We start from the raw sequence: 22140 nt of genomic DNA, 5'->3' as shown, positions 1-22140 counted from the left end.
GTCAGGCGGTGTGGCGGACGGAACGGGCCAGGATGCCGAGGCCCTCGTCGAGTTCGTCGTCCGTCGCGGTCAGCGGCGGCAGCAGCTTGACCACCTCGCCGGACGGTCCCGAGGTCTCCACCAGGAGGCCGGTCTCGAAGGCGCGTCGGCACACGGCCTCGGCGCGCTCCCCGTCGGCGAACTCCAGGCCCCACACCAGTCCGCGGCCGCGGACGGAGACGCCGGTGCGCTCGTCGCCCCCGCACAGGTCGAGGAGGGCGCGCTCCACCCGGTCCGCCCGGCCCAGGGTGCGTCCGCGCAGGGCGCCGTCGCGCCAGTAGGCGTCGAGGGCGGCCGTGGCGGTGACGAAGGCGGGGTTGTTGCCGCGGAAGGTCCCGTTGTGCTCACCGGGCTGCCAGACGTCGAGCTCCGGCCGGAACAGGCAGAGGGCCATGGGCAGGCCGTAGCCGCTGATGGACTTGGACAGGGTGACGATGTCGGGCGTGATGCCCGCCTCCTCGAAGGAGAAGAAGTCACCGGTGCGGCCGCAGCCCATCTGGATGTCGTCGACGATGAGGAGCATCTCGTGCCGTCGGCAGAGCTCGGCGAGCGCGCGCAGCCACTCGGCCCGTGCGACGTTGATGCCGCCCTCGCCCTGGACGGTCTCGACGATCACGGCCGCCGGGTGGTCGAGACCGGAGCCGGCGTCGTTGAGGAGCCGCTCGAACCAGAGGAAGTCGGGGAGCTGCCCGTCGAGGTAGTCGTCGAAGGGCATGCGGATGGCGTGGTGCAGCGGGACGCCCGCGCCGGCGCGCTTCGCTGCGTTGCCGGTGACGGCGAGGGAGCCGAGCGACATGCCGTGGAAGGCGTTGGTGAAGGAGACGACCGTCTGCCGCCCGGTGACCTTGCGGGCGAGCTTCAGCGCCGCCTCCACCGCGTTGGTGCCGGTGGGGCCCGGGAACATCACCTTGTAGGGCAGGGCGCGCGGCTCCAGGACCGTGGAGTGGAAGGTCTCGAGGAAGTCGCGTTTGGCGGTGGTCGACATGTCGAGGCCGTGGGTGACGCCGTCGTTGCCGAGGTAGTCGAGGAGGGCCCGCTTGAGCACCGGGTTGTTGTGGCCGTAGTTCAGCGAGCCGGCACCGGCGAAGAAGTCGAGGTACGGACGCCCGTGCTCGTCGTACAGCCTGCTGCCGCTGGCGCGCTCGAAGACGACGGGCCAGGCACGGCAGTAGCTGCGCACCTCCGATTCGACGGTCTCGAAGACGGAGGGCATGGCGATGTCGGTGAGGGTCACGAAGTCTCTTCTCCAGAGTGTGGTTCGGGGGTGTGGTGGGCGCGGTCGACCGGCTCAGCGGGCCTGCGGGCCGAGGGGGCCGATGCGGTACAGCACCTCGGACTCGTGTCCCGCCGCGGGGAACGCGGCGGCCGGGAACAGCACCTCCTGCGTCACCTCCGCGCCGTGCCGGCGAGCGAACGACCGGAACAACCGGTCGGAGGCGAGGTTCCCCGGGGTCACGGTCGCCTCGATCCGGCTGATCCCGTGCTCGGCCGCGACCTGCGCGGACAGAGCGTCGAGCAGGGTCCCGGCTACCCCGCTTCCGCGGTGCGAACCCTCGACGGCGATCTGCCAGACGAAGAGGGTCTCCGGCTCGTCGGGGCGCAGGTAGCCGGTCACGAAGCCGATCGGGCGTCCGGAGGTGTCACGGGCGACCGTGGTCGTGCCGGCGAAGTCGCGGCACCACAGCAGATAGCTGTACGGCGAGTTGAGGTCGAGCTCGCCCGAGCCGCGTGCGATCCGCCAGAGCTCGGCGCCGTCCGCGATCGTCGGAGGAGTGGTGCGGGGAGTCGTGGTCGTAAGGCCTGTGGTCAACGGGGTCATGGGCGCCGAAGCTACCGAGTGGATCTCGGAACTTCCTGGTCCGGAGGGGTTGTTATGGACAGGCAGCCGTGATAGATGAGTCGGCGGTCGACAGGGCGGAAATGTGCGCCACGTCGCACGGAAAAGGCACCTTGAATGGGACGAACTACCCGTTTATAACGGATGGGTAACGGCTTTTGGGTGCGGTCGTCGTTCACGCCAAGAGCGTGAGAACATCCGCCATTTGACGTTTGAAGGTGGTCTCAGCGGTCAGGCGTAGGGGCCGTCCGTACGCGGCGCCCGACGGGCCCGGATCGCAGAACGCCGAAGCCGGGCCGGGTACGACGACCCCGGCCCGGCTCCGTTCACCGCTGTGGCGCTCGGACTACCAGATCGCCTCGACCCACTCCGGGTGGTCGATGAACGGGTTCCGGTTGCCCTGGTAGGTGGTGTAGATGACGTCGTTGCGACGCTCCTCGAAGGCGCTCGGCGGGTCCTGCTCGTTCCACTGCTTCAGGATCGAGAGACGGCCGTGGAAGCGGACGCTGCCGTTGGTGGTCGACTCGTTGGGCTCCAGGTCGGCCCAGGCGTCGTCGCCCTCGTAGCGGACGGCCATGTAGAGGATCATCCGGGCCACGTCGCCCTTGTCGGCGTCGCGCGGCTCGAACGAGTTGCTGTCCGTGTAGCTGCCGGGGGCGCCGCTGACGGCGCTGCCGCCGTTGTCGAAGTCCTTGTTGCCGCGGATGCTGTTGACCTGGACGTCCGCCGCGCGCAGATGGTGCAGATCGGTGCCGGGGCCGGCCGAGGTGCCGAAGTTGCCGTGGGACTGGGCCCAGGTGTGCTCGCGGTTCCAGTCGCCGACGTCGCCGCCGTTGAGGCTCTTGCTCCGAGAGGTCCCGCTGTAGAGCAGGATGACGTTGTTGGTGTTGGCGGGGTCCTGGTCGGTGACCTTCAGCGCGTTCCAGACCGCGTCGTACGAGATCTTGCTCTGGCTGCCGATGATGGTGTGCAGCGAGGACTTGAGGCTCGTGCCGGTCTTGCCGATCGCGTTCTTGTAGTACGTGCTGTCGTACGCGGTGGTGGTGGCGCCGGCGGGGGTAGCGGCGACCGTGGGGAGCGTGACGCCGACGAGGGTGGCGGCGAAAGCCGCTGCCCACACCTTCCATCTGCCGATCCGCACAACGGACATGGGGGGCCCTTTCCCGGGGACGGTACGCGCGGGACGGCGGGCGTCGGCTCAACGATTCCGCTGTCTACGCGTGTTGACTTCGTGTCACCGGGAGAGTGGCACACGACAGGTACCTGTCACGTAACGAGAGGGAGGCTGTTCCATGACGAGTTCGCATAGGGCGGAACCGGGGGAGCCCTCCGGGGTGCTCCCCCGGCGGGTCCGGGTCGGAGGTGTCCTCAGGTGCCCCTGATGTCCACCGGCATTCCCTTGGGCTCCTTGACGCGCTTCATGATGATCTGCGAGTTGACCTCGGTGACCCCGGTGAGGGTCGTCAGCCGCTCGATCCACAGCCGCTCGTACGCCGCGAGATCGGCGACCGCGATCCGCAGCAGACAGCCGGGGCTGCCGAACAGCCGGTACGCCTCGATGACGTCCGGCACGTCCTGGAGCGCCTCCTCGAAGGCCTCCACCGTCTCCCGGTCCCGCCGCACCTCCACCGAGACGAGCACCTCGAAGCCCCGCCCCACCGCCTCAGGGTCGATGACCGCCCGGTACCCCTGGATCACCCCGTCCTGCTCCAGCTGACGGACCCGGCGCAGGCAGGGCGACGGGCTGAGCCCCACCCGCTGGGCCAGCTCCTGGTTGCTCAGGCGGCCGTCGTTCTGCAGCTCGCGCAAGATGTGGAGATCGATTCGGTCCATGGCGCAATTATCTACCACGTTGAAACGATACGGCGGGCGATTTCGCAATCGCCTTGCGCTTCCTCTGTCCTATCGTTGCCACGCAGGGTGATTTCGGTACGGAGTGAGGGCGGCAGGCATGAAGAGGACGAACGACGGGGGAGCGCGCCGGATCGTCGTCATCAGCACGGGCGGCACGATCGCCAGCCGCTGGCAGGGCACCGGCTACGCCGCCGACGCCTCCGGCAACGACGTGCTGGCCACCGCCCCGCTTCCCGAGGGCGTCACCGTCGAGGTCGTCGACCTCTTCAACGTCAACAGCTCCCGCGTGACCGCGGCGCACCAGCTCGCCCTGCTCCGGACCGTCCACGAGACCCTCGCCGACCCCGGCGTCGACGGCATCGTGATCACCCACGGCACCGACACCCTCGAAGAGACCGCCTTCTTCCTGGACCTCCACCACACCGACGCCCGCCCGGTCGTCCTCACCGGCGCCCAGCGCCCCTTCGGCACCGGCGACGGGGACGGCCCCGGCAACCTGTACGACGCGCTCCAGGTCGCCTCCTCCGTCAGCGACCTCGGTGTCCTCGTCGTCTTCGACGGACGGGTGCACGCCGCCCGCGGCACCGTGAAGACCCAGACGCTCGCCGCCGACGCCTTCTCCGACCCCTCGGCCGAGCGCCTGGGCCGCGTCGGCTTCTCCCGCGTCGACATCGAGCGGCAGCCGGAGCGCCCGACGCCGCTGCCGCTGCCCGCCGCCGCGGACAAGGCGGACCCCGACGCCCCCGACACCGTCCCGCTGCCCCGGGTCGCCATCGTGACCCACCACTCCGACGGCGACCCCTTCCTCCTGAACGCGGCCGTCGCCGCCGGAGCCCGGGGCATCGTCCTGGTCGCCACCGGAGCCGGCAACGCCACCCCCGAGATCGCCGCCGCCGTGGCCGACGCGGTCGCCCAGGGCGTCCTGGTCGCCGTGACCACCCGTGTCCCCGCCGGACCGCTCGCCGAGATCTACACCGGCGGCGGGGCCGTCGACCTCGTCGCCGCCGGAGCACTGCTCACCGGCACGCTCCGGGCCGCCCAGGCCCGGATCGCGGTCCTCGCGACGCTCCTCGCCGACGGCGGCACCGGCGCGGGCGACCCCGCTCGCGGCACCGCGCTGCTGCGACGCCTCCTCGACGGGCCCGTCCGCGCGGAACCGGCCCTCGCCACCGGCGGCTCCCGCTCGGCCTCGGCCGTCGCCGCCCGCGCCTGACCCGGCGCACCCCGGAACCCCGGCTCGCGGGCGGCGCCCCCCCGCCCGTCCGCGAGCCGGAGCCAACCGTCGCGAGGCTCCCACCCGCCCTCGTCGTCGTACGGCCGTGACGTCGGCCGGACCGTCGGGAGACTCCCGGCCGCCCACCGTCCCGTGCCGGCGGAGGCCCCGCGAGCCGTACCCGGCGGGGGAGTGCGGGAGCGGCGCCGAGTGGCTGCCCGAGGTCCGTGCACGGGCCCGGTATCCGACGGCGTCCGTTCGAGAGGTGCACCCGGCCTGAAGTTACCCGTCGGTTTCTCGTGACTTCCCCGATGGCCGACAGTAGAACATGTTCCCATTCGCCCCTGAGTGAGGAACATCACATGAGCGAACACCCCCTGCCCGCAAGGGGAATCGGTGGCATCAACCGCCGTCGATTCCTCGCGGGAACAGGTTCTGTTCTCGGTGCTGCCGCCCTCGTCGGCCACGGCACCGCGGCCCACGCCGAAGCCCGTCTCGCCGACACCCCCATCCCCACCGGCGCCCACGTGCCCGCCCTCGTCATCGGCACCGGATACGGCGGCTCCGTGGCCGCCCTCCGGCTCGCCCGCGCGGGCGTCGCCGTCCACATGGTCGAGATGGGCATGGCCTGGGACACCCCAGGACCGGACGGCAAGATCTTCGCCAACACCACCCGGCCCGACTACCGCTCCTTCTGGCTGCGGACCCGCACCAAGCAGCCGCTGAGCAACTTCCTCGGCTTCCCTCTCGACAAGGACGTCCCGCGGTACACGGGCATCCTCGACGCCGAGGACTTCGCCGGCATCACCGTCTACCAGGGCAGGGGCGTCGGCGGCGGCTCCCTCGTCAACGGCGGCATGGCCGTCACCCCGCGCCGCGAGAACTTCGCGGCCATCCTCCCCACCGTCGACGCGGCCGAGATGTACGCGACCTACTACCCGCGCGCCAACGCGGGACTCGGCGTCACCGGGGTGGACCAGTCCTGGTGGGAGAGCGCCGCGTGCTACCAGTACGCGCGCGTCGGCCGCAAGCACGCCCAGCGCTCCGGCTTCCCCTTCGTGTTCGTCCCGAACGTCTACGACTGGGACTACATGAAGCAGGAGGCCGCCGGGGCCGTCCCGAAGTCGGCCCTCGACGCCGAGGTCATCTACGGCAACAACGCCGGCAAGAAGACCCTCCAGAAGACCTATCTGGCCCAGGCCGCCGCCACCGGCCGGGTCACCGTCTCCGCCCTGCACAAGGTCACCTCCGTCACCCCGGCGGCGGGCGGCGGCTACACCGTCGCCATCGATCAGATCGACACCACCGGGGCCACCCTCGCGAGCAAGACCGTCACGGCCGACAAGGTCTTCTTCGCCGCCGGAAGCGTCGGCACGAGCAAGCTCCTCACCCGCCTCAAGGCGACCGGCGCCCTCCCCGGTCTCAACGACGAGATCGGCAAGGGCTGGGGCGACAACGGCAACGTCATGTGCGGCCGCGCCAACCACATGTGGGACGCGACCGGCAAGCTGCAGTCGTCCATGCCCACCGCGGGCATCGACAACTGGGACGCGGGCGGCGCCTTCGCCGAGGTGGCCCCGCTGCCCACCGGCATCGAGACCTACGCCTCCTTCTACCTCTCCATCACCAAGACCCCCCACCGGGCCCGGTTCACCTGGAACCCGGCCACCGGCACGGTGGACCTGAGCTGGGACCGGGCCTGGAAGCAGGCGTCCATCGACGCCGCGAAGACCATCTTCGACAAGATCAACGCCAAGGAGGGCACGATCTACCGCACCGACCTCTTCGGTGTGTACAAGATCTGGGGGGACCACCTCACGTACCACCCGCTCGGCGGCGCGGTCCTGGGCAAGGCGACCGACAACCACGGACGCCTCCACGGCCACTCCGGGCTGTACGTCATCGACGGGTCCCTGATCCCCGGCAACGCCAGCGTCAACCCGTTCGTCACCATCACGGCGCTCGCCGAACGCAACATCGAACGGATCGTCGCCGAGGACTTCTGAGACCCCGGGCCCTGCGGCCTTGCCGCGGGCCCAGAATCCCGGGCTCCGGGCCCGGGCCCCGATCCCGGGAGCGACACGCGCACGCCGCACACGCAAGGGCCGGCCGGGAAGACACCCGGCCGGCCCTTCACGCGCGCTCAGTGCGTCGGCAACACGCACACCTCGTCGAGCCCGAGCACCCGGTTGAGCCGCCCGAACGCCAGCCACGACCCCAGACTCATCGTCAGCTCCACGATCTCCGCCTGGCTGTACCGGGCCGTCATCCGCTCCCAGAACTCCTCGTCCAGACCGTGATGGTCCAGCGCGTACCGCTCGGCGTACTCGGCCGCGAGCCGCGTCCGCTCGTCGAAGCCCTCCGAGACCTCCGTCTCCCGCCAGGCCGCGACGACCTCGTCGAAGCCCTCCTCGACCTTCACCCCGTCCCGGTCGGTACGCCAGTCCAGACAGAAGCCGCAGCCGTTGATCTGCGCGATCCGCAGCCGTGCCGCCTCGAACTCGCGCAGCCCCAGCGTCGTATGGGCGTACACCGACAGCGAGAAGTTCGCCGCCGCCGTCCCGATCTCCGGGACCATGTCGCCCCACACGTACCCGATCGGCTCCTGGCCCTCCGGAATGTCGATGATCACCGTGGTCTCCTTCCCAGCTTCCCGACCGCCGGCCGCAACGGCACGTCCAGCGCGTCGTACAGTCCCGGCTCGGCGGCGGCCAGCCAGTCGATCGCCCCGACCAGCCGCCCCACCGCCGTCGCGTTCCCGCCCGCCGAGCGGTTCTCGCCCTCGGCGGTCGCCGCCACCGTCACCTCGATCCGGGGGCTCCCCTCGACGATCACCCGGTGCGCCCCCGCCCCGTCCGGCGGCACCGGCCAGTCCGGCGCGCACGAGGGATGGATACGGGTCACGTGCTCGATCACGATGCGGGGCTCCCCGGCGACGATGCCCTGCACCTCGAAGCGGATCGCGCCCTGCGTCCCCGCCTCGAAGACACCCATCGTCCGGGTCTTCACGGTCGACTCCAGCGGACGCCGGGCCACCGTCTCGCGGATCTCGTCGAGTTCGGCGCCGAGCGCGCGGGCCATCAGACGTATCTGCCCGCCCCACACCATCGTCGGCACCGACGGCAGCAGCATCGGCGGCTCGTAGTCGAGCGGCCTGCCCATCCCGATCAGGTCCCGGACCGACTCCTCCTGCTCGTACGTCGAGTAGTCGAAGATCTCCTGGCAGCGGATCACGTCGACCGTGCTCCCCAGGCCGCTGACGAGCAGCGGCAGGACGTCGTTGCCCCAGCCGGGATCGACTCCCGACACGAACAGCGACCCGCCCCCCTCGGCGACCGCCGCGAGCACCGGATCCCGGAACTCCGGCGGCGCGTTGCGCTGGTCGTACAGCGGATACAGCGCGGGGGTGACCACCACCGCGCCCGTCCGCACCGCGCGCGCCACGTCGTCGAGCGCCCCGTCGGGACGGGTGTCGCCGGAAGCCGCGTACACCACCGCCCCCGGCCGTCCGTCGAGCACCGCGCCCACATCGTCGACGGCCACGACCCCGAGGTCGTGGCCGAGCCCCGCGAGCCGGCCCGCGTCCCGTCCGACCTTCGCCGGATCGGAGACGAGCACGGCCGCGAGTTCCAGCCCTGGATGGGCGTCCACGGCGCGGATCGCCGCGCGCCCGACATTTCCGGTACCCCACACCACCGTCCGAATCATGCGCGGAGGGTAGCGCCGGGCCCCGAAGGTTCCCAGACCCGTGACGCGACGATCTGACGAATCGTCAGATCGCGGTGCGGGCCGGTGTGCGTCAGGCCAGCCGCAGCGTCACGAACGGCACCGTGTCGCCGGGCAGGACGTACCGCTCCACCTCGACGAAGCCGCGCGCGAGCGCGAACCGCAGTCCGTCCTCGTTGGAGGCGAGCACCACCGTCTCCACGCCCTCGTCGCTCAGTGTCCGCGCGTGCGCGAGCCCCCGCTCGTACAGCGCCGTCCCCACGCCCCGCCCCCGGAAGCCGGGCAGCGTCCGCGCGATGACGGTGGCCGCCGGGGTCTCCTCGTCCGGCGGGCGCACCGTCGAGCAACCCACCGCCACCTCCCCGAGATACGCGACGTCCAGCCGGTTCCGGCCCGCGCGCTCGCGCACCTCGCCGGGGGAGAGGACGGCCGTCGGAATGATCGTGTTGTGGACGGCCCGCCAGTCCGCGAGCTGGGACTCGGTCCTGGCCGGCTCGATACGAAGATCGTTCATGAGCGCAGGAAAGCGTGCCCCGCCCCGCCCGGTCAACCGCGTTCGCGTGCGGAACGGCGGCGAGGGGCGGTGACCCCGCCGGACGCGGCCGTACGGGTGAGGGCTCCCCGACCGCCGCAGCGCCGCCCGCCGATCGGGTACGGATCCCCGCATTGCCCCCCGGCCAGGAGGATCCGTCCATGTCCGTCCACAAGGGCGCGCCCGCGCTGCTGAGCGCCGGCACGCTGTGCGCGGCCCTGCTGCTCAGCGGCTGCGCGAACAGCGTGCCCCCCGTCCCCGCCGCAGCCGCGGGGGCGTCCGCACCGGCCGCGCCCGCCGGGGACTCCCGTCCCGCGGGCGCCCCACCCGGCGCGGCCTACGGAGCCGGCGGGCCGGGAGAGCCGGCGAGCATCATCGCCTCCGCGCCCGTCCCCGACCCCCGACTCCCCGGCGTCGGCCCCGCCACCCAGGCCTTCGTCCCCGACGGTACGACCCAGGCCCTCGTCGTCACCGGGGCCGACGCCGACGACAACACCTCCACCGCGACCCTCTACGAGAAGGACCCCGGCGGCGGCTGGACCGAGGCCGGGGGATCGTGGCCCGCCCACAACGCGCTGCGGGGCTGGACCGCCGACCACACGGCCGGCGACCTGCGCACCCCCATCGGGGTCTTCCGGCTCGGTGACGCGGGCGGCCGGCTGCCCGACCCGGGCTCCCGCCTCCCGTACGACCAGGACGACCAGTTCGCCATCAGCGGCACCGGCTTCTCCGGTGAGCCGCTCGAAGGGTCCTTCGACCATGTGGTCGCCATCGACTACAACCGCGTCCCCGGTCGGACCCCGCTCGACCAGGAACGGCCGCTCGGCGCGGAGAAGGGCGGCGGAGTCTGGATCCATGTCGACCACGGCGGACCGACCCAGGCCTGCATCACCCTCGCACTCGAGCCGCTGCGCGCACTCATGCGCACCCTCGACCCGGACAAGGACCCCGTCATCGTCATGGGCCCGGCGTCCGAACTGGCCCGCTGACCACACGTACGGCGGCCGGACGCGTGACTCCGCGTCCGGCCGCCGTACGTGTGTCCCTCAGTTCCCTCCGCCGGTCCCGACCGCCCCGCGGAAGGCGCCCGTGTGGCTGAGGACCTGCTCCGGGGTCAGATACGCGTCGGTGTACTCGAAGTCCCGCAGCGTGCCCGACTTCGACGCCAGGAACCCCGTCCGTACGAAGTCGTCCCCGGCCGCGGCGTTCAGCAGCCAGTTCGTCATCACCCGGGTCTTCGCCACATTGGTCCGCAGCGCCGCCCAGTGGTAGGCGCGGGCCACGGCCTGCGCCGGCGCCCCGTGCAGCTCCACGCCGAGCGGCTTCGAGACCCCGTCCAGTCCGCCGAGGTCCACCACCAGACCCAGATCCTTGTGGACGTAACGATGGGTCGGCTCGCCGCGCAGCGTCGAGACCAGGTTGTCGGCGAGCGCCTTGCCCTGCCGCATCGCGTGCTGGGCCGTCGGCGGGCAGATCGCGCCCTCCTCGCCCTTGGCGAGGTCCGGCACCGCCGCCGCGTCGCCGAGCGCCCACACCCCGTCGAGCCCCGGCACGGTCATCTCGGGCGTGACCACGATCCGTCCCCGGAACGTCTCCGCACCGAGCGTGCCGATCAGCGGGCTCGCCGCCACGCCGGCCGTCCAGATCAGCGTCCGGCTCGGCAGCACCCGCCCGTCCGTCAGCGTCACGGCGTGGTCGTCCACGGAGGCCACCGACACCCCCAGGGACACCTCGATGCCGCGCCTGGTCAGGATGTCCGTCGCGGAGGCGCCCAGCTTGTCGCCCAGCTCGGGCATCAGCTTCGGCGCGATGTCGATCAGGTGCCACTTGATGAGCTTCGGGTCGATGCGGGGATACCGCTTGACCGCGTTGTGGGTGAGCAGTTGGAGACAGGCCGCAGTCTCCGTGCCCGCGTACCCGCCGCCGACGACCACGAACCGCAGCCGCGCGGCCCGCTCCTCCTCGTCGTTGCTCGCGTCCGCCAGGTCCAGCTGCGCGATGACGTGGTCCCGGATGTACACGGCCTCGGCCAGGGTCTTCATCCCGCGCGCGTGCTCGGCGAGCCCGGGGATGTCGAAACTGCGGGTCACGCTGCCCGGCGCCAGCACGAGGTGGTCGTACGGCTCGGTCACGTACTCCCCGGCGATCGTGCGCACCACGCAGACCTTCGCCGCGGTGTCCACGCCCACCACGCCACCCGGCACGATCCGGGTGCGGTGCCGTTCGCTGCGGCGCAGCGACAGCGCGACCGACTGCGGGGTCAGGACCCCCGCCGCCACCTGGGGGAGCAGGGGCAGGTAGAGCTGGTACGAGAACGGTGAAAGGAGTGCGAGCTGCGCCTCCCGCTCCGCGAGGCGTCGTTCGAGCCGTCGTACGCAGGCCACGCCGGCGAAACCGGCGCCCACCACGAGAATCCTCGGTCGCGTCACGCTGTCCGCCCTTCCGTATGAGCGTGCAAGAAGCCATCGAATATGGCTGAGTAAGTCCCATGTGAAAGTTTTTCGCTGACTATCCGTGGTTCACCCTTTTTATCGTCATTGCGGCGGTATCGCTCTTCGGCATGGTCCGCTTCGGTCCGGTGGAGCTCGGAGCCGCGGGCGCCCTCTTCGCCGGTCTGCTGCTCGGCGCGCCCGACCCCGACATCGGCCCGGCCGTGCCGGCCGGACTCTCCGTCCTCGGCCTCGCGCTGTACGTCTACACCGTCGGTCTCGCCGCCGCCCAGGCCTCCTCTCCCGTCCCCTCGCAGCCCGCCACCGGTTATGCGATCGGCTACCCCCTCGCCGTCGTTCTCACCATTCTTTTCGTCGCGGCCGTCTCAGCCGCACACTCCTGGCCCGGCCGCCGCGACCCCGGATCCGGACTTCCCAAGGAGCTGATCACCCGCACCGTGGACGTCACACGGGCCGTCCGCCGGGCCGACGTCCCCGGCGCCGCCGACGGACGGCTCCTCGCCGGCGGGAGCTGCCGGCCCACGACGACCTCCTGCTCCAGCTCGACGACCGGATCCGCGTCGCCATACCCGGGGAACGCACCGCCGAGGTGACCGGCCTCCTCGGCGACACCGAGGCCGGGGTCAGCGAGGTCAGCGCCGTCGGCAGGGGCCTCGGCCTCGCCGGCGGCTTCCTCGTTCCAGCTGGTCGTGGGGCTCTGCGACCCCGGCGCGGCTCCGGTCGCAGCGGCGCCACGGGCGGGTTACGTTGCCGAAGGCCCCGCGCGGAGGCCGCCCCCCTCCCGGAAGGCGGAACAGCACGCATGACCACGTACAAGGTCGGCTACTTCGTCGGCAGTCTGTCGAAGGACTCCATCAACAGGGTCCTCTCCCGTGCCCTCCTCCGCGTGGCGCCGGCGGAACTGGAGTTCCAGGAGATCCCCATCAAGGACCTGCCGCTCTACAACCACGACTTCGACGCGGACTACCCGCCCGAGGGCCGGGCCCTCAAGGAGGCCGTCGCCGCCGTCGACGCCGTCCTCTTCGTCACACCCGAGTACAACCGCTCCATCCCCGGCGGCCTCAAGAACGCCATCGACTGGGCCAGCCGCCCCTGGGGCACCAACTCCTTCACCCACAAGCCGTCGGCCGTCATCGGCGCCTCGCCCGGCAAGATCGGCACCGCCGTCGCCCAGCAGAGCCTCCGCTCGGTGCTGAGCTTCTGCAACTCCCCGCAGATGAACGCCCCCGAGGCCTACATCCAGTTCGTCCCGGGGCTCTTCACACCGGACGGCGAGGTCACCGACCCGACGACGCAGCAGTTCCTGACCGACTACATGGCCGACTTCAAGACCTTCATCGAGCGGGTCCTCACCGTCCTGCCCCAGCGCTGAGGGTCAGAGGACCACGACCCCCAGCGGACGCGATCCCGCCTCCAGCCGGCGGACGTCACCCGTGTCGAGGTCGACGACGCTCAGACCGTCCCAGTACCCGTCGCGGGTGAACCCGCCGGTCACATAGGCGGTACGGCCGTCCTCGGAGACCGCCACGTCCTCGTGCGGCCCCTCCAGGGGGTAGACCCGCTCGCCGCCGCCGGGGGTCCGGACCGTCAGGGAGGGGCCCTCGTCCTCGTCCGGGTCGATGGGACCCGTGCCCACCGCCAGGAACGTGCCGTCGGCGGTCACCGCGGCCCCGTGCTGATGCGTGTTCGCGGTCATCGGCTCGATGGTCGTCCGGCCCGTCCGAGGGTCGACGACCGCGAGCCGCTCGCCCTCGAACGGCAGCAGCAGCCTGCCGTCCGAGGGGCGCACGGCCGTGTAGTGCGGCTTCAGCCAGGAACCGAGCCCGCCTTCCGTGCCGTACGGGGCGACCTCCACCCGGCGCGGCTCCCACGTCCCCGTGGCGACGACCGTGACGTCGAAGGAGTCGTGGTTCGTCGCGTACACCTCGGCGCCGTCACGTGACACGTCCACGTCGAAGGGGCGCCGTCCGACCGGCACCGTCTCCGTGACCCGCAGGGCCTCCGTGTCGATCACCTCGAGCGTGCCGTTCCCGTCGGGCACGTTGACCCCCACGTACGCCCGGCTCCCGTCCGGCGCGAGGGCGATGCCCATGCCGCCACCCCGGTACTCGCCCGTGGTCACGGGACCCGAGTCCGTCTCGTACGGGATGAGGGCGAGCCGCTGCCGGGTCCCCGTGTCCACGACCGCGACGCCCTCGGCGGTCGCCACCCAGGCCCGCCCGTCCTCGCCGAGGGCCAGCCCGTAGGGAGCGGTGCCGACCTCGACCGAGCCGGTGGCACCCCGCGCGGGGTCGACGAAGGTCACCGTGTCGGAGCCGAAGTCGGCGACCAGCAGCGTGCCCGGCGCGGGCCTGCCGGCCGGGGCGGGTGCCAGGGGGACGTCAGAGCCGGCGGCGGACGGCGTGCGGGTCGGGGACACCCCGGCGGGCGACGCCCGTCCCGTCGCGGAGGCCGCGCCTCCGGACCCCTGCGCGCACCCGGTGAGCAGGACCACGGCCACGGCTCCGGGCAGGAGCACCCGGGCGGCGCGGGACGCACGGCGGTACTTCGTCATGACGGACTCCTCGGTACGGCGGTCACGCGCGGCCCCGCCCGGGGACGGGCCCGCACCCTGCACCGATCCTCCGCCCGCGCACGGCCGCGCACGGTCCGACAGCCGGCCCCGGCCCGACGGCGGGACGGACGACACCGGGGTCGACCGAACGGCTGACCCCGTCCGCCCGTCCGGAGTGGTGGAGGAGCGATCAGCGCTCGACGCCGTCAAGGAAGCAGAGCGTCCGCTCCACGCACAGCGCGGCCGCCTCCGGCACGAAGGACGGCGCCCCGCGCTCGGCGAACAGATGCGCGGTCCCCGGGTACAGGAAGAGCCTCCGGTCCGCCGCGTCCGCCACCAGCGCGCGGGCGGCCGCCAGATCGCCCTCGTCGACGAAGAAGGGGTCGGCGTCCATCCCGTGCACCTGCGCGGGAACGCCCTCCGGCCAGGCCGCGCCGAACTCGGCCACCGGCACGCAGGCGCCGAACAGCAGAGCGCCGAGCGCCCCGGCCCGGGTCTGCGCCAGCTTCTGGGCGGGCAGCACACCGAGCGAGAACCCGGCGTAGACGAGTGCCTCGGGCAGCTCCTCGGCCGCCCGCTCGCCTCGCGCCACGAGGGTGTCGAAGCCGATCTCCTGGGCGTGCCCGACACCGGCTTCGAGGTCGGTGAAGGTCCGGCCCTCGTACAGGTCGGGCGTGTGCACCGTGTGACCCGCCCGCCGCAGCTCCTCGGCGAACGCGCCGACCCCCTCGGTCAGCCCGAGCGTGTGGTGGAAGAGCAGAACCTCGGCCATGTCGTCATCCCCAGTCGTCCGTACGGGGCCCGCCGCCACTGCGGCACGGGCCGTCCGGCAGCAGCATGGCCCACGGCACCGACAACGGCCCGGAACGACCGGACTCCGCTGGGGCCTGTCGTCACACTCCCGTCTGCCCCGGACGGGAGCTTGACGACCGGCCCTAGCGCATCGGCCGCTGCGGCAGGACGGCGCCCGCCTGCCCCACGACACCCGCGGGTCCGCCGACGCCCATCGGGCCACCGACGCCCGGCTGCTGGACGGCGCCCTGGTGCGGCCCCTGGTGCGCGAGGGCGACGGCGCCCTGGTGCGGCCCCTGGTGCGCGCCCACTCCCGCGTGCGCGACGACGCCCTGCTGCGGCCCCTGGACACCCTGCGGCGGTACCTGGATGACCCGGCTCAGGTCCCGCAGAACCTCCTCGGCGACCTGGCGGACGTCACCCGGAACATCCCCCCGCTCCCGTATGAGCTCGGCGTAGATCGGTGCCGTGCCGTCCGCGTGGTTCATGGGGCTCGCTTCCTTCGTCTGCGCCGGCGATGTCACCGACGGGGAGACGGCGAGTCTACGGGGCACCACCGACACGCCCCGGAGCGAGCCCCCGCACACCACGCCGCCCACCGCCCCCGCCCGCCCCGCGGTGCCGGATATTCACTGTCCCCCGGGCCCCCCGACGCCGAGAATGGATCACCGAACACCCGGGAGGGACCCCATGAGCCAGGCGACCCTGACTCTGCACGACCTGATGCCGTCCGACGAGCTCGCCGCCGCACTCACGGAGGGGCACGTCACACGCAAGCGGCACCCCGAGCTGCCGCTGTCGATCTACACGTACACGCGCGCGTGCCAGTACGCCCAGCACTGGAACCGGGCCACCACCCGGTGCCGCGGACTCGTCGCCGACGACGCCACCGGACGGATCGTCGCGCTCCCGCTCCCCAAGTTCTTCAACGTCTCCGAGCACGCCGCCGGCCGCCCCTACGCGCCGCCGCTGCCCGACGAGCCGTTCGAGGTGTACGACAAGGTCGACGGCAGCCTCGGCGTGGTCTTCCACTACGACGGCCGCTGGCACGTCGCCTCCAAGGGCTCCTTCACCAGCGTCCAGGCCACCTGGGCGCAGCGCCGCCTCGACGCGGCCGACACGACGGGCCTGACGCCCGGCGTCACGTACCTCGCCGAGATCCTCTACCCCGGCAACCGCATCGTCGTGAACTACGGCGAGCGCCGCGACCTCGTCCTGCTCGCGGCCTTCGGCGGCGACGGCGCCGAGATCCCGCTCACCGACGCCGCCGCCGGCTGGCGGCCCGTCGGCTCCGTCGTCCGCGCCTGGCCGGCCATGGGCATCGCCGAGCTCGTCGCCCTGACCGCGTCCAACACCCTCCCCGGCGGACACCGCGCCACCGGCACCGACGCCGAGGGCTTCGTCCTGCGCTTCGCCTCCGGCCTGCGCGCCAAGGCCAAGCTCGCCGAGTACGAACGCCTCCACAAGGTGCTCACCGGCGTCACCGAGCGTGACATATGGCGCGGCCACGGCATCCAGCGCTTCGGCGCCCTCCCGGCCGGCGAACTCGCCAAGGGCCTCGGCTGCTCCGTGACGGAGGTCGAGGCCGACGGCGGCAAGCCCCTGGACGCCCTCCTGGAGCAGGTGCCGGACGAGTTCGACGCCTGGGTCCGCGAGGTGATCGGCGGTCTCGAAACGGCGGCCGCCGAGCGGGAGCGTGCCGTCGACGAGGCGTACGCGCGCCTGGCCCACCTCGCCGGCGACCGGGGCGCCTTCGCGCGCGCCGTGGCCGGGGTGCCCGACCGCGGGCTGCGCGCCGCCCTCTTCCTGCGCCTCGACGGGCGCCCCGTCGACCTCCTCCTCTGGCGCCTGCTGCGCCCCGAGGCCACCGATCCCTTCGCCCACGAGCAGGAGAACTGACCGTGCCTGTCGTCCATGTCATGACCGGTCTCCCGGCCTCCGGGAAGACGACGGCCGCCCGCGCCCTCCAGGCGTCCGCCGAGGGGCGCGTGCGCCGCGTCAACCTCGACGACCTCCGCACCATGCTGGACGTCCCCTCGCCGGACCGCGGCCGTTCCCACAAGCACGAGCAGACCGTGCTCGGCATCCAGGACGCCGCCGTCCGCGCCGCCGTCGACGACGGCTTCGACGTCGTCGTCGACAACACCCATCTCACCCCGCACATCCCGAAGCGGCTGAAGGCCGCCGTGGGAGGCCTCGCCACCTTCGAGGTCCACGACTTCACCGACGTCCCCGTCGACGAGTGCGTCCGCCGCGACGCCGCCCGCGAGCGGCCCGTGGGCGAGGAGATCATCCGCATCCTCGCCGACAAGCACGCCAAGGCCACCCGCGGCGGCTGGCGGCTCACCGCGGACTGGCTCAACGACCGCCCCACCGTCGGGGAGCCCTACGTCCCCGACCCCGGCCTCCCCACCGCCGTCCTGTGCGACATCGACGGCACCCTCGCCCTGCGCGTCGACCGGGGCCCGTACGACTTCAGGCACTGCGACCGCGACCTGCTCAACGTCGCGGTGCGGGACGCCCTGCGCGCGTTCCGGCACACCGAGCGGGACCGGATCGTGCTGCTGTCCGGCCGGAGCGAGGACCACCGCGAGCTGACCGAGTCCTGGCTCGCCCGCCACGAGGTGCCGTACGACGAACTGTGGATGCGGCCGTCCGGCGACGGCCGCGGCGACGACCTCGTGAAGGCCGAGCTCTTCGACGCCCGGGTACGCCACCGGTACAACGTCCGCGTCTCGCTGGACGACCGTGACCGGGTCGTCGCGCTCTGGCGCCGGATGGGCCTGCCCACCTGGCAGGTCAACTACGGCGACTTCTGACCCACGACGGGCGGCGCCGCGGGGGTGGGACCGGGCGCCCCCGCCGCCGTGTCAGGATCGTGGGATGGTGGAAAAGATCATCGCGGCGTGCGACGGCGCGTCCAAGGGAAACCCCGGCCCCGCGGCCTGGGCATGGGTCATCGGCCGCGCCGACGGAGCGATCGACCGCTGGGAGGCCGGCCCGCTCGGCCGCGCGACCAACAACGTGGCGGAACTCACCGCCCTGGAACGGCTGCTGGAGACCCTCGACCCGGCGGTTCCGGTCGAGGTCCGGATGGACTCCCAGTACGCCATGAAGGCCGTCACGACCTGGCTCCCCGGCTGGCGCCGCAAGGGCTGGAAGACGTCCTCCGGCAGCCCCGTGGCCAACAAGGACCTGGTCGTCCGGATCGACGCGCTCCTCACCGGCCGGGACGTCGACTTCGTCTACGTCCCCGCGCACCAGGTCGACGGTGACCCCCTCAACGACGCGGCCGACCGCGCGGCCAGCCACAGCGCCCGTACGCAGGAGCCCCTGGACTCCGCCGCCGGAGCCACGCTGCCGCCCCCGGAAGCCCCGACACGCGCCTCCGCGCCCCGTGCGCGCTCCTCGGCGACCTCCGGCTCCGCGGGCACGTCCTCGGGCGGATCCTCCGGCGGTCCGGCAGCCCGCCGGAGTCGCCCGTCCGGCGGCACGCTGAAGGCGAGATTCTCGGGCCGCTGCCGCTGCGGCAAGGCCTACGACAAGGGCGAGACCATCGCGAAGAACCCCGACGGCTGGGGCCATCCCACCTGCGTCTGAACGCCCTCAGGGCCCTCCGGCCGTCCGACTGGCGGGCGGCTCCGTCCGTTGCTTGAGACCGGCCCACCCGGGCGCGCGCCAGCCTTCACCCAGGCGTGTACCCGGGTTCGCCGGGGGTTCTGTTCTCCGAGCCGTTGTGGCTGCATACTGTCCTCCTCGCCACCGGTGACGAACCGTTTTACCTGCTTATTCGTCTCTCATGACCTGGTCGGCACCGGCGAGAACCTCCCTCCTGCTGCCGCCGCGGCGACCCCTCGGCGGAAGCTCTCCCTGCCCGTGAAAGACCCGAGGTTCCGTGCCAGTACCTGTTCTCCTGACCGGGCGCTCCGTGCGCCTGGAGCCGCTGGCGATGCGGCACGCCGAAGCCCTCGCCCGGGCCGGCGGGGCGGACCGAGCGGCCTACGCCTTCACCCCCGTACCCGACGGCTTCGAATCGGCCCTCGACTACATCGCCCGTGCCCTGACCGATCAGGCGGCAGGACGATCCCTGCCCTTCGCCGTGGTCAGTACGGCCGACGAGCGAGTCATCGGTTCGACCCGGTTCCTCGAACTCGACTACTGGCGGGGGCCGCTGGTCTGGCCCCCCGTCCCCGGCATGCCCCACGGAGATCCGCTGACCTCCGTGCCGGACGCCGCCGAGATCGGCAACACCTGGATCGCGGGCGACGCCCGGGGTACCGGCATCAACACCGAGGCCAAGTACCTCATGCTCCGGCACGCCTTCGAAGCCTGGGGCGTACGCCGCATCACGATGCGCGCGGACGCCCGCAACACCCGCTCCAGAATCGCGATCGAGCGCCTCGGAGCGAGCTGCGAAGGCGTCCGTCGCGCCCACTCCAGGGGACTCGACGGAGCCGTCCGCGACACGGCCTTCTACTCCATCCTCGACGAGGAGTGGCCGACCGTCCGCGACATCATCGAACTCCGTCTCTCCACACCCCGCCAGGTGCGCGTTCCGCAGGACCTGCTCCCGGCCTGAACCCCTTCCGGCCGCTCCGGCGGGCGCTCGCGCGTCCGCCGGAGCGGTGGTTCCATGGAAGGGACGGGAAGGACCCGACACATGAGGACGCGGGGTAGCGGCCGTCACAGACCGTGCACCGTGCAATCAGGATCCGCGAGAAGCGGATGAGTCCTTCCCGCCCCCCCGGGGGGGGTGTCCTGTCGAGCGGGCCGGGCTCGCGGCGCCGACATCGCCGGGACCCGAGTCCCCCGCGTCCGGTTGTCCCGCTGCTCCCTCACCACCGAGGTCCGTCTCCAGGCGGCAGGCGTGACCCAGGTGGCCGGCCCGTGGCGATCCCCCGATCCACCCGGGCCGCTTCCCGGCCCGCCGGGTACGGTGATCGCGACAGCGACCCCGTGCCACCGAAGGGACCGAGTGACCGTGCCGACCGGAACCGCCGACGTACTCCTCCGGACGGAGGGCCGGGCCGGCTTCCTCACGCTGAACCGCCCCCGCGCGATCAACGCGCTCACCCACACCATGGTCCTCGCCGTCGACGAGGCCCTGACCGCGTGGGAGCACGACCCAACCGTCACGACCGTCGTCATCGAGGGCGCGGGCGAGCGGGGCCTCTGCGCCGGCGGCGACATCCGCGCCATCCACGACGACGCGCGCGCCGGCGGCTCCGCCTCCGCCGCCTTCTGGCGCGACGAGTACCGGCTCAACGCCCGTATCGCCCGCTACCCCAAGCCGTACGTCGCCCTCATGGACGGCATCGTCATGGGCGGCGGCGTCGGCGTCTCCGCCCACGGCTCCGTCCGCGTCGTCACCGAGCGCTCCAGGGTCGCCATGCCAGAGACCGGCATCGGATTCGTCCCCGACGTCGGCGGTACGTACCTCCTCGGGCGCGCCCCCGGCGAACTCGGCACCCATCTCGCCCTCACCGGCGGTCACGTCGGCGCCGCCGACGCGGTCCTCACCGGCCTCGCCGACCACTTCGTCCCCTCCGCCGCACTGCCCTCCCTGGTCCGGGACCTGACCCGGCTTCCGGCGGAGGAGGCCGTCGCCCGGCACACCGCCCCGGCCCCGGTCGGCGTCCTCGCCGAGCAGCGGGAGTGGATCGACGCCTGCTACCCGGCCGAGACCGTCGAGGCCGTCGTCGAGCGCCTCTTCGACACCGGCGTGCCCGCCGCCAAGGAGGCGGCCACCACCCTCCTCACGAAGTCCCCCACCGCCCTCAAGACGACCCTGGCCACCCTGCGCCGCTCGCGGGCCCTCGCGACCCTCGAAGAGGTGCTGGACCTGGAGTACCGCGTCTCCTGCGCCGCCCTGACCACCCCCGACCTCGTCGAGGGCATCCGCGCCCAGGTCGTCGACAAGGACCGCGCCCCCCGCTGGACCCCGGCCACGCTCCCCGAGGTCACGGACGCGTCCGTCGCCCGTTCCTTCGTCGTACCGGCCGGCGGCGACCTCGGCCTCGCCGCCGCCCGCCAGGACGAGGCGGACCGCCGGGCCGCCGGACGGACCACCGCACAGGCCTCCGAGGACCGGGGACCACGGGACCGCGCGTGACCACGCACACCACCACCTCCTTCCAGCCCGTCCTCGACCGCATCGTCGAGGAGATCGCCGAACTCGCCGAACGGGGCATGCCGGCCGACTACATCCCGGCGCTCGCCGCCGGCGACCCCACGGACTTCGGCATGGCCGTGGCGGAACTCGACGGCACCGTCTACGGGGTGGGGGACTGGCGGCGGCCCTTCTCCACCCAGTCCGTCACCAAGGTCTTCACCCTCGCGCTCGCCCTCGCCGGAGAGGGCGACGCGCTCTGGGCCCATGTCGGGCGGGAACCGTCCGGCGATCCGTTCAACTCCCTGGTCCAGCTGGAGTACGAGAACGGCATCCCGCGCAACCCGTTCATCAACGCCGGCGCCCTCGTCGTCACCGACCGCCTGCACCGGCTGACCGGTGACGCCTCGGGCAGCTTGCTCGCCTTCCTGCGAGCCGAGAGCGGCAACCCGGACCTGGCCTTCGACACCGACGTGGCCGCGTCGGAAGCCACCCACGGCGACCGCAACGCCGCCCTCGCCCACTTCATGGCCTCCTACGGCAACATCACGGGACCGGTGCCCGACCTGCTCCGCGAGTACTTCCGCCAGTGCTCCCTCGAAGCGTCCTGCTCCGACCTCGCCCTGGCCACCGGCTTCCTGGCCCGCCACGGCCTGCGCGCCGACGGCTCACGGCTGCTGACCCGCAGCCAGGCCAAGCAGGTCAACGCCGTCATGCTCACCTGTGGCACGTACGACGCCGCCGGTGAGTTCGCCTACCGGGTGGGTCTCCCGGGCAAGAGCGGCGTCGGCGGAGCGGTCGTCGCCGTCGTACCGGGGCGCTGCACCCTCTGCGTCTGGAGCCCGGGCCTGGACGACCGGGGCAACTCGGTGGCCGGCGTGACCGCCCTCGACCGCTTCACCACCATCACCGGCCTGTCGGTCTTCTGACCTCAGGGGTCGCCGGGCCCTCCGACCCGCGGGGTCGTTCGGCCGCCGACCTCGCGGTCGTCCGGTGCGGGGCATGCCGTCGGACGGGATGGGCATGCTGCCGGG

Annotated in this window: 22 protein-coding genes; 11 read left to right on the top strand and 11 right to left on the bottom strand. The window is 72.5% G+C overall.

Translation table 11 applies throughout. The features are described 5' to 3' along the window. Nucleotide 1: 1 nt before the first annotated feature. From ectB to OG392_RS02950, 4 genes are all read right to left on the bottom strand, one after another. On the bottom strand, nucleotides 2-1252 hold the full coding sequence (gene ectB / locus OG392_RS02965) for a diaminobutyrate--2-oxoglutarate transaminase (protein ID WP_443055055.1): 1251 nt from the start codon (nucleotides 1250-1252) through the stop codon (nucleotides 2-4). Between the two features lie 75 nt (nucleotides 1253-1327). Beyond that, complete coding sequence (ectA, locus tag OG392_RS02960; RefSeq protein WP_329275198.1) at nucleotides 1328-1858, bottom strand: diaminobutyrate acetyltransferase; 531 nt, start codon at nucleotides 1856-1858, stop codon at nucleotides 1328-1330. A 364-nt stretch (nucleotides 1859-2222) separates the two neighbouring features. Beyond that, entirely contained in the window at nucleotides 2223-3026 is an 804-nt protein-coding gene (locus tag OG392_RS02955) for an endonuclease I family protein (RefSeq protein WP_329275196.1), read from the bottom strand. Between the two features lie 218 nt (nucleotides 3027-3244). After that, a complete protein-coding gene (locus OG392_RS02950; RefSeq protein WP_329275194.1) occupies nucleotides 3245-3709 on the bottom strand; it encodes an Lrp/AsnC family transcriptional regulator in 465 nt (154 codons plus the stop codon). Nucleotides 3710-3827: 118 nt separating this feature from the next. Between OG392_RS02950 and OG392_RS02945 the strand changes: the two genes are divergently transcribed. Then, the gene (locus OG392_RS02945; RefSeq protein ID WP_329275192.1) at nucleotides 3828-4943 is read left to right on the top strand and encodes an asparaginase; all 1116 of its coding nucleotides are present in this window, start codon (nucleotides 3828-3830) and stop codon (nucleotides 4941-4943) included. 362 nt (nucleotides 4944-5305) lie between these two features. Next, nucleotides 5306-6949: a GMC oxidoreductase gene (locus tag OG392_RS02940; RefSeq protein ID WP_329275189.1), complete on the top strand. Its 1644-nt coding sequence runs from the start codon at nucleotides 5306-5308 to the stop codon at nucleotides 6947-6949. Between the two features lie 137 nt (nucleotides 6950-7086). Here OG392_RS02940 and OG392_RS02935 read toward each other — a convergent pair whose 3' ends face one another. The 3 genes from OG392_RS02935 to OG392_RS02925 all read right to left on the bottom strand — a co-directional run bounded on the left by OG392_RS02935 (nucleotide 7087) and on the right by OG392_RS02925 (nucleotide 9183). Beyond that, nucleotides 7087-7575, bottom strand: a complete 489-nt coding sequence (locus OG392_RS02935) for a carboxymuconolactone decarboxylase family protein (protein ID WP_073902518.1) — start codon at nucleotides 7573-7575, stop codon at nucleotides 7087-7089. Beyond that, a complete protein-coding gene (locus OG392_RS02930) occupies nucleotides 7572-8651 on the bottom strand; it encodes an NAD(P)H-dependent amine dehydrogenase family protein (RefSeq protein WP_329275185.1) in 1080 nt (359 codons plus the stop codon). Before OG392_RS02930 ends, OG392_RS02935 begins: the two co-directional genes overlap by 4 nt. 91 nt (nucleotides 8652-8742) lie before the next feature. Next, nucleotides 8743-9183 carry a GNAT family N-acetyltransferase gene (locus tag OG392_RS02925; protein ID WP_329275183.1) on the bottom strand — a complete coding sequence of 147 codons (441 nt, stop codon included), beginning with the start codon at nucleotides 9181-9183 and terminating at the stop codon, nucleotides 8743-8745. A 179-nt stretch (nucleotides 9184-9362) separates the two neighbouring features. Between OG392_RS02925 and OG392_RS02920 the strand changes: the two genes are divergently transcribed. After that, nucleotides 9363-10190 (top strand): hypothetical protein, encoded by an 828-nt coding sequence (locus tag OG392_RS02920; protein ID WP_329275182.1) that lies wholly within the window; start codon nucleotides 9363-9365, stop codon nucleotides 10188-10190. Between the two features lie 57 nt (nucleotides 10191-10247). Here OG392_RS02920 and OG392_RS02915 read toward each other — a convergent pair whose 3' ends face one another. Further along, nucleotides 10248-11630 carry an NAD(P)/FAD-dependent oxidoreductase gene (locus OG392_RS02915; protein WP_329275181.1) on the bottom strand — a complete coding sequence of 461 codons (1383 nt, stop codon included), beginning with the start codon at nucleotides 11628-11630 and terminating at the stop codon, nucleotides 10248-10250. Nucleotides 11631-11761: 131 nt separating this feature from the next. Here OG392_RS02915 and OG392_RS02910 point away from each other — a divergent pair, with 131 nt between their 5' ends. After that, nucleotides 11762-12244: a hypothetical protein gene (locus OG392_RS02910; RefSeq protein ID WP_329275180.1), complete on the top strand. Its 483-nt coding sequence runs from the start codon at nucleotides 11762-11764 to the stop codon at nucleotides 12242-12244. 209 nt (nucleotides 12245-12453) lie between these two features. Next, nucleotides 12454-13023 (top strand): NADPH-dependent FMN reductase, encoded by a 570-nt coding sequence (locus OG392_RS02905; protein WP_329275179.1) that lies wholly within the window; start codon nucleotides 12454-12456, stop codon nucleotides 13021-13023. A 3-nt stretch (nucleotides 13024-13026) separates the two neighbouring features. Here the strand turns inward: OG392_RS02905 and OG392_RS02900 are convergent, their stop codons facing one another. The 3 genes from OG392_RS02900 to OG392_RS02890 all read right to left on the bottom strand — a co-directional run bounded on the left by OG392_RS02900 (nucleotide 13027) and on the right by OG392_RS02890 (nucleotide 15485). Continuing rightward, nucleotides 13027-14205: a YncE family protein gene (locus tag OG392_RS02900; protein WP_329275177.1), complete on the bottom strand. Its 1179-nt coding sequence runs from the start codon at nucleotides 14203-14205 to the stop codon at nucleotides 13027-13029. 190 nt (nucleotides 14206-14395) lie between these two features. Continuing rightward, complete coding sequence (locus OG392_RS02895; RefSeq protein ID WP_329275176.1) at nucleotides 14396-14977, bottom strand: dienelactone hydrolase family protein; 582 nt, start codon at nucleotides 14975-14977, stop codon at nucleotides 14396-14398. 163 nt (nucleotides 14978-15140) lie between these two features. Continuing rightward, complete coding sequence (locus OG392_RS02890) at nucleotides 15141-15485, bottom strand: hypothetical protein (RefSeq protein WP_329287688.1); 345 nt, start codon at nucleotides 15483-15485, stop codon at nucleotides 15141-15143. Nucleotides 15486-15687: 202 nt separating this feature from the next. Between OG392_RS02890 and OG392_RS02885 the strand changes: the two genes are divergently transcribed. The 6 genes from OG392_RS02885 (at nucleotide 15688) to OG392_RS02860 (ending at nucleotide 22035) form a co-directional block, all read left to right on the top strand. Beyond that, the gene (locus OG392_RS02885; RefSeq protein ID WP_329275175.1) at nucleotides 15688-16896 is read left to right on the top strand and encodes an RNA ligase; all 1209 of its coding nucleotides are present in this window, start codon (nucleotides 15688-15690) and stop codon (nucleotides 16894-16896) included. A 2-nt stretch (nucleotides 16897-16898) separates the two neighbouring features. Next, nucleotides 16899-17816 (top strand): phosphatase domain-containing protein, encoded by a 918-nt coding sequence (locus OG392_RS02880; protein WP_329275174.1) that lies wholly within the window; start codon nucleotides 16899-16901, stop codon nucleotides 17814-17816. A gap of 64 nt (nucleotides 17817-17880) precedes the next feature. After that, nucleotides 17881-18597 (top strand): ribonuclease H family protein, encoded by a 717-nt coding sequence (locus OG392_RS02875; protein WP_329275172.1) that lies wholly within the window; start codon nucleotides 17881-17883, stop codon nucleotides 18595-18597. Between the two features lie 295 nt (nucleotides 18598-18892). Continuing rightward, complete coding sequence (locus OG392_RS02870) at nucleotides 18893-19576, top strand: GNAT family N-acetyltransferase (protein ID WP_329275171.1); 684 nt, start codon at nucleotides 18893-18895, stop codon at nucleotides 19574-19576. 396 nt (nucleotides 19577-19972) lie between these two features. Then, nucleotides 19973-21109: an enoyl-CoA hydratase/isomerase family protein gene (locus tag OG392_RS02865; protein ID WP_329275170.1), complete on the top strand. Its 1137-nt coding sequence runs from the start codon at nucleotides 19973-19975 to the stop codon at nucleotides 21107-21109. Beyond that, nucleotides 21106-22035 carry a glutaminase gene (locus tag OG392_RS02860; RefSeq protein WP_329275169.1) on the top strand — a complete coding sequence of 310 codons (930 nt, stop codon included), beginning with the start codon at nucleotides 21106-21108 and terminating at the stop codon, nucleotides 22033-22035. Before OG392_RS02865 ends, OG392_RS02860 begins: the two co-directional genes overlap by 4 nt. The last annotated feature ends 105 nt before the right edge of the window (nucleotides 22036-22140 follow it).

This window comes from Streptomyces sp. NBC_00691, from assembly GCF_036226665.1.
In the GTDB taxonomy this organism is placed as follows: domain Bacteria; phylum Actinomycetota; class Actinomycetes; order Streptomycetales; family Streptomycetaceae; genus Streptomyces.
The sequence above is the reverse complement of the archived record's forward strand: the minus strand, read 5'-3'. Positions and strand labels throughout refer to the sequence as shown.

Excerpts from the sequence above, each read along its gene's own strand:
- ectB (WP_443055055.1), bottom strand. The coding sequence starts at position 1,252 with ATGCCCTCCGTCTTCGAGACCGTCGAATCGGAGGTGCGCAGCTACTGC.
- OG392_RS02910 (WP_329275180.1), top strand. The coding sequence starts at position 11,762 with ATGGTCCGCTTCGGTCCGGTGGAGCTCGGAGCCGCGGGCGCCCTCTTC.
- OG392_RS02905 (WP_329275179.1), top strand. The coding sequence starts at position 12,454 with ATGACCACGTACAAGGTCGGCTACTTCGTCGGCAGTCTGTCGAAGGAC.
- OG392_RS02955 (WP_329275196.1), bottom strand. The coding sequence starts at position 3,026 with ATGTCCGTTGTGCGGATCGGCAGATGGAAGGTGTGGGCAGCGGCTTTC.
- OG392_RS02950 (WP_329275194.1), bottom strand. The coding sequence starts at position 3,709 with ATGGACCGAATCGATCTCCACATCTTGCGCGAGCTGCAGAACGACGGC.
- ectA (WP_329275198.1), bottom strand. The coding sequence starts at position 1,858 with ATGACCCCGTTGACCACAGGCCTTACGACCACGACTCCCCGCACCACT.
- OG392_RS02940 (WP_329275189.1), top strand. The coding sequence starts at position 5,306 with ATGAGCGAACACCCCCTGCCCGCAAGGGGAATCGGTGGCATCAACCGC.
- OG392_RS02920 (WP_329275182.1), top strand. The coding sequence starts at position 9,363 with ATGTCCGTCCACAAGGGCGCGCCCGCGCTGCTGAGCGCCGGCACGCTG.
- OG392_RS02895 (WP_329275176.1), bottom strand. The coding sequence starts at position 14,977 with ATGGCCGAGGTTCTGCTCTTCCACCACACGCTCGGGCTGACCGAGGGG.
- OG392_RS02885 (WP_329275175.1), top strand. The coding sequence starts at position 15,688 with ATGAGCCAGGCGACCCTGACTCTGCACGACCTGATGCCGTCCGACGAG.
- OG392_RS02930 (WP_329275185.1), bottom strand. The coding sequence starts at position 8,651 with ATGATTCGGACGGTGGTGTGGGGTACCGGAAATGTCGGGCGCGCGGCG.
- OG392_RS02925 (WP_329275183.1), bottom strand. The coding sequence starts at position 9,183 with ATGAACGATCTTCGTATCGAGCCGGCCAGGACCGAGTCCCAGCTCGCG.
- OG392_RS02900 (WP_329275177.1), bottom strand. The coding sequence starts at position 14,205 with ATGACGAAGTACCGCCGTGCGTCCCGCGCCGCCCGGGTGCTCCTGCCC.
- OG392_RS02890 (WP_329287688.1), bottom strand. The coding sequence starts at position 15,485 with ATGAACCACGCGGACGGCACGGCACCGATCTACGCCGAGCTCATACGG.
- OG392_RS02945 (WP_329275192.1), top strand. The coding sequence starts at position 3,828 with ATGAAGAGGACGAACGACGGGGGAGCGCGCCGGATCGTCGTCATCAGC.
- OG392_RS02875 (WP_329275172.1), top strand. The coding sequence starts at position 17,881 with ATGGTGGAAAAGATCATCGCGGCGTGCGACGGCGCGTCCAAGGGAAAC.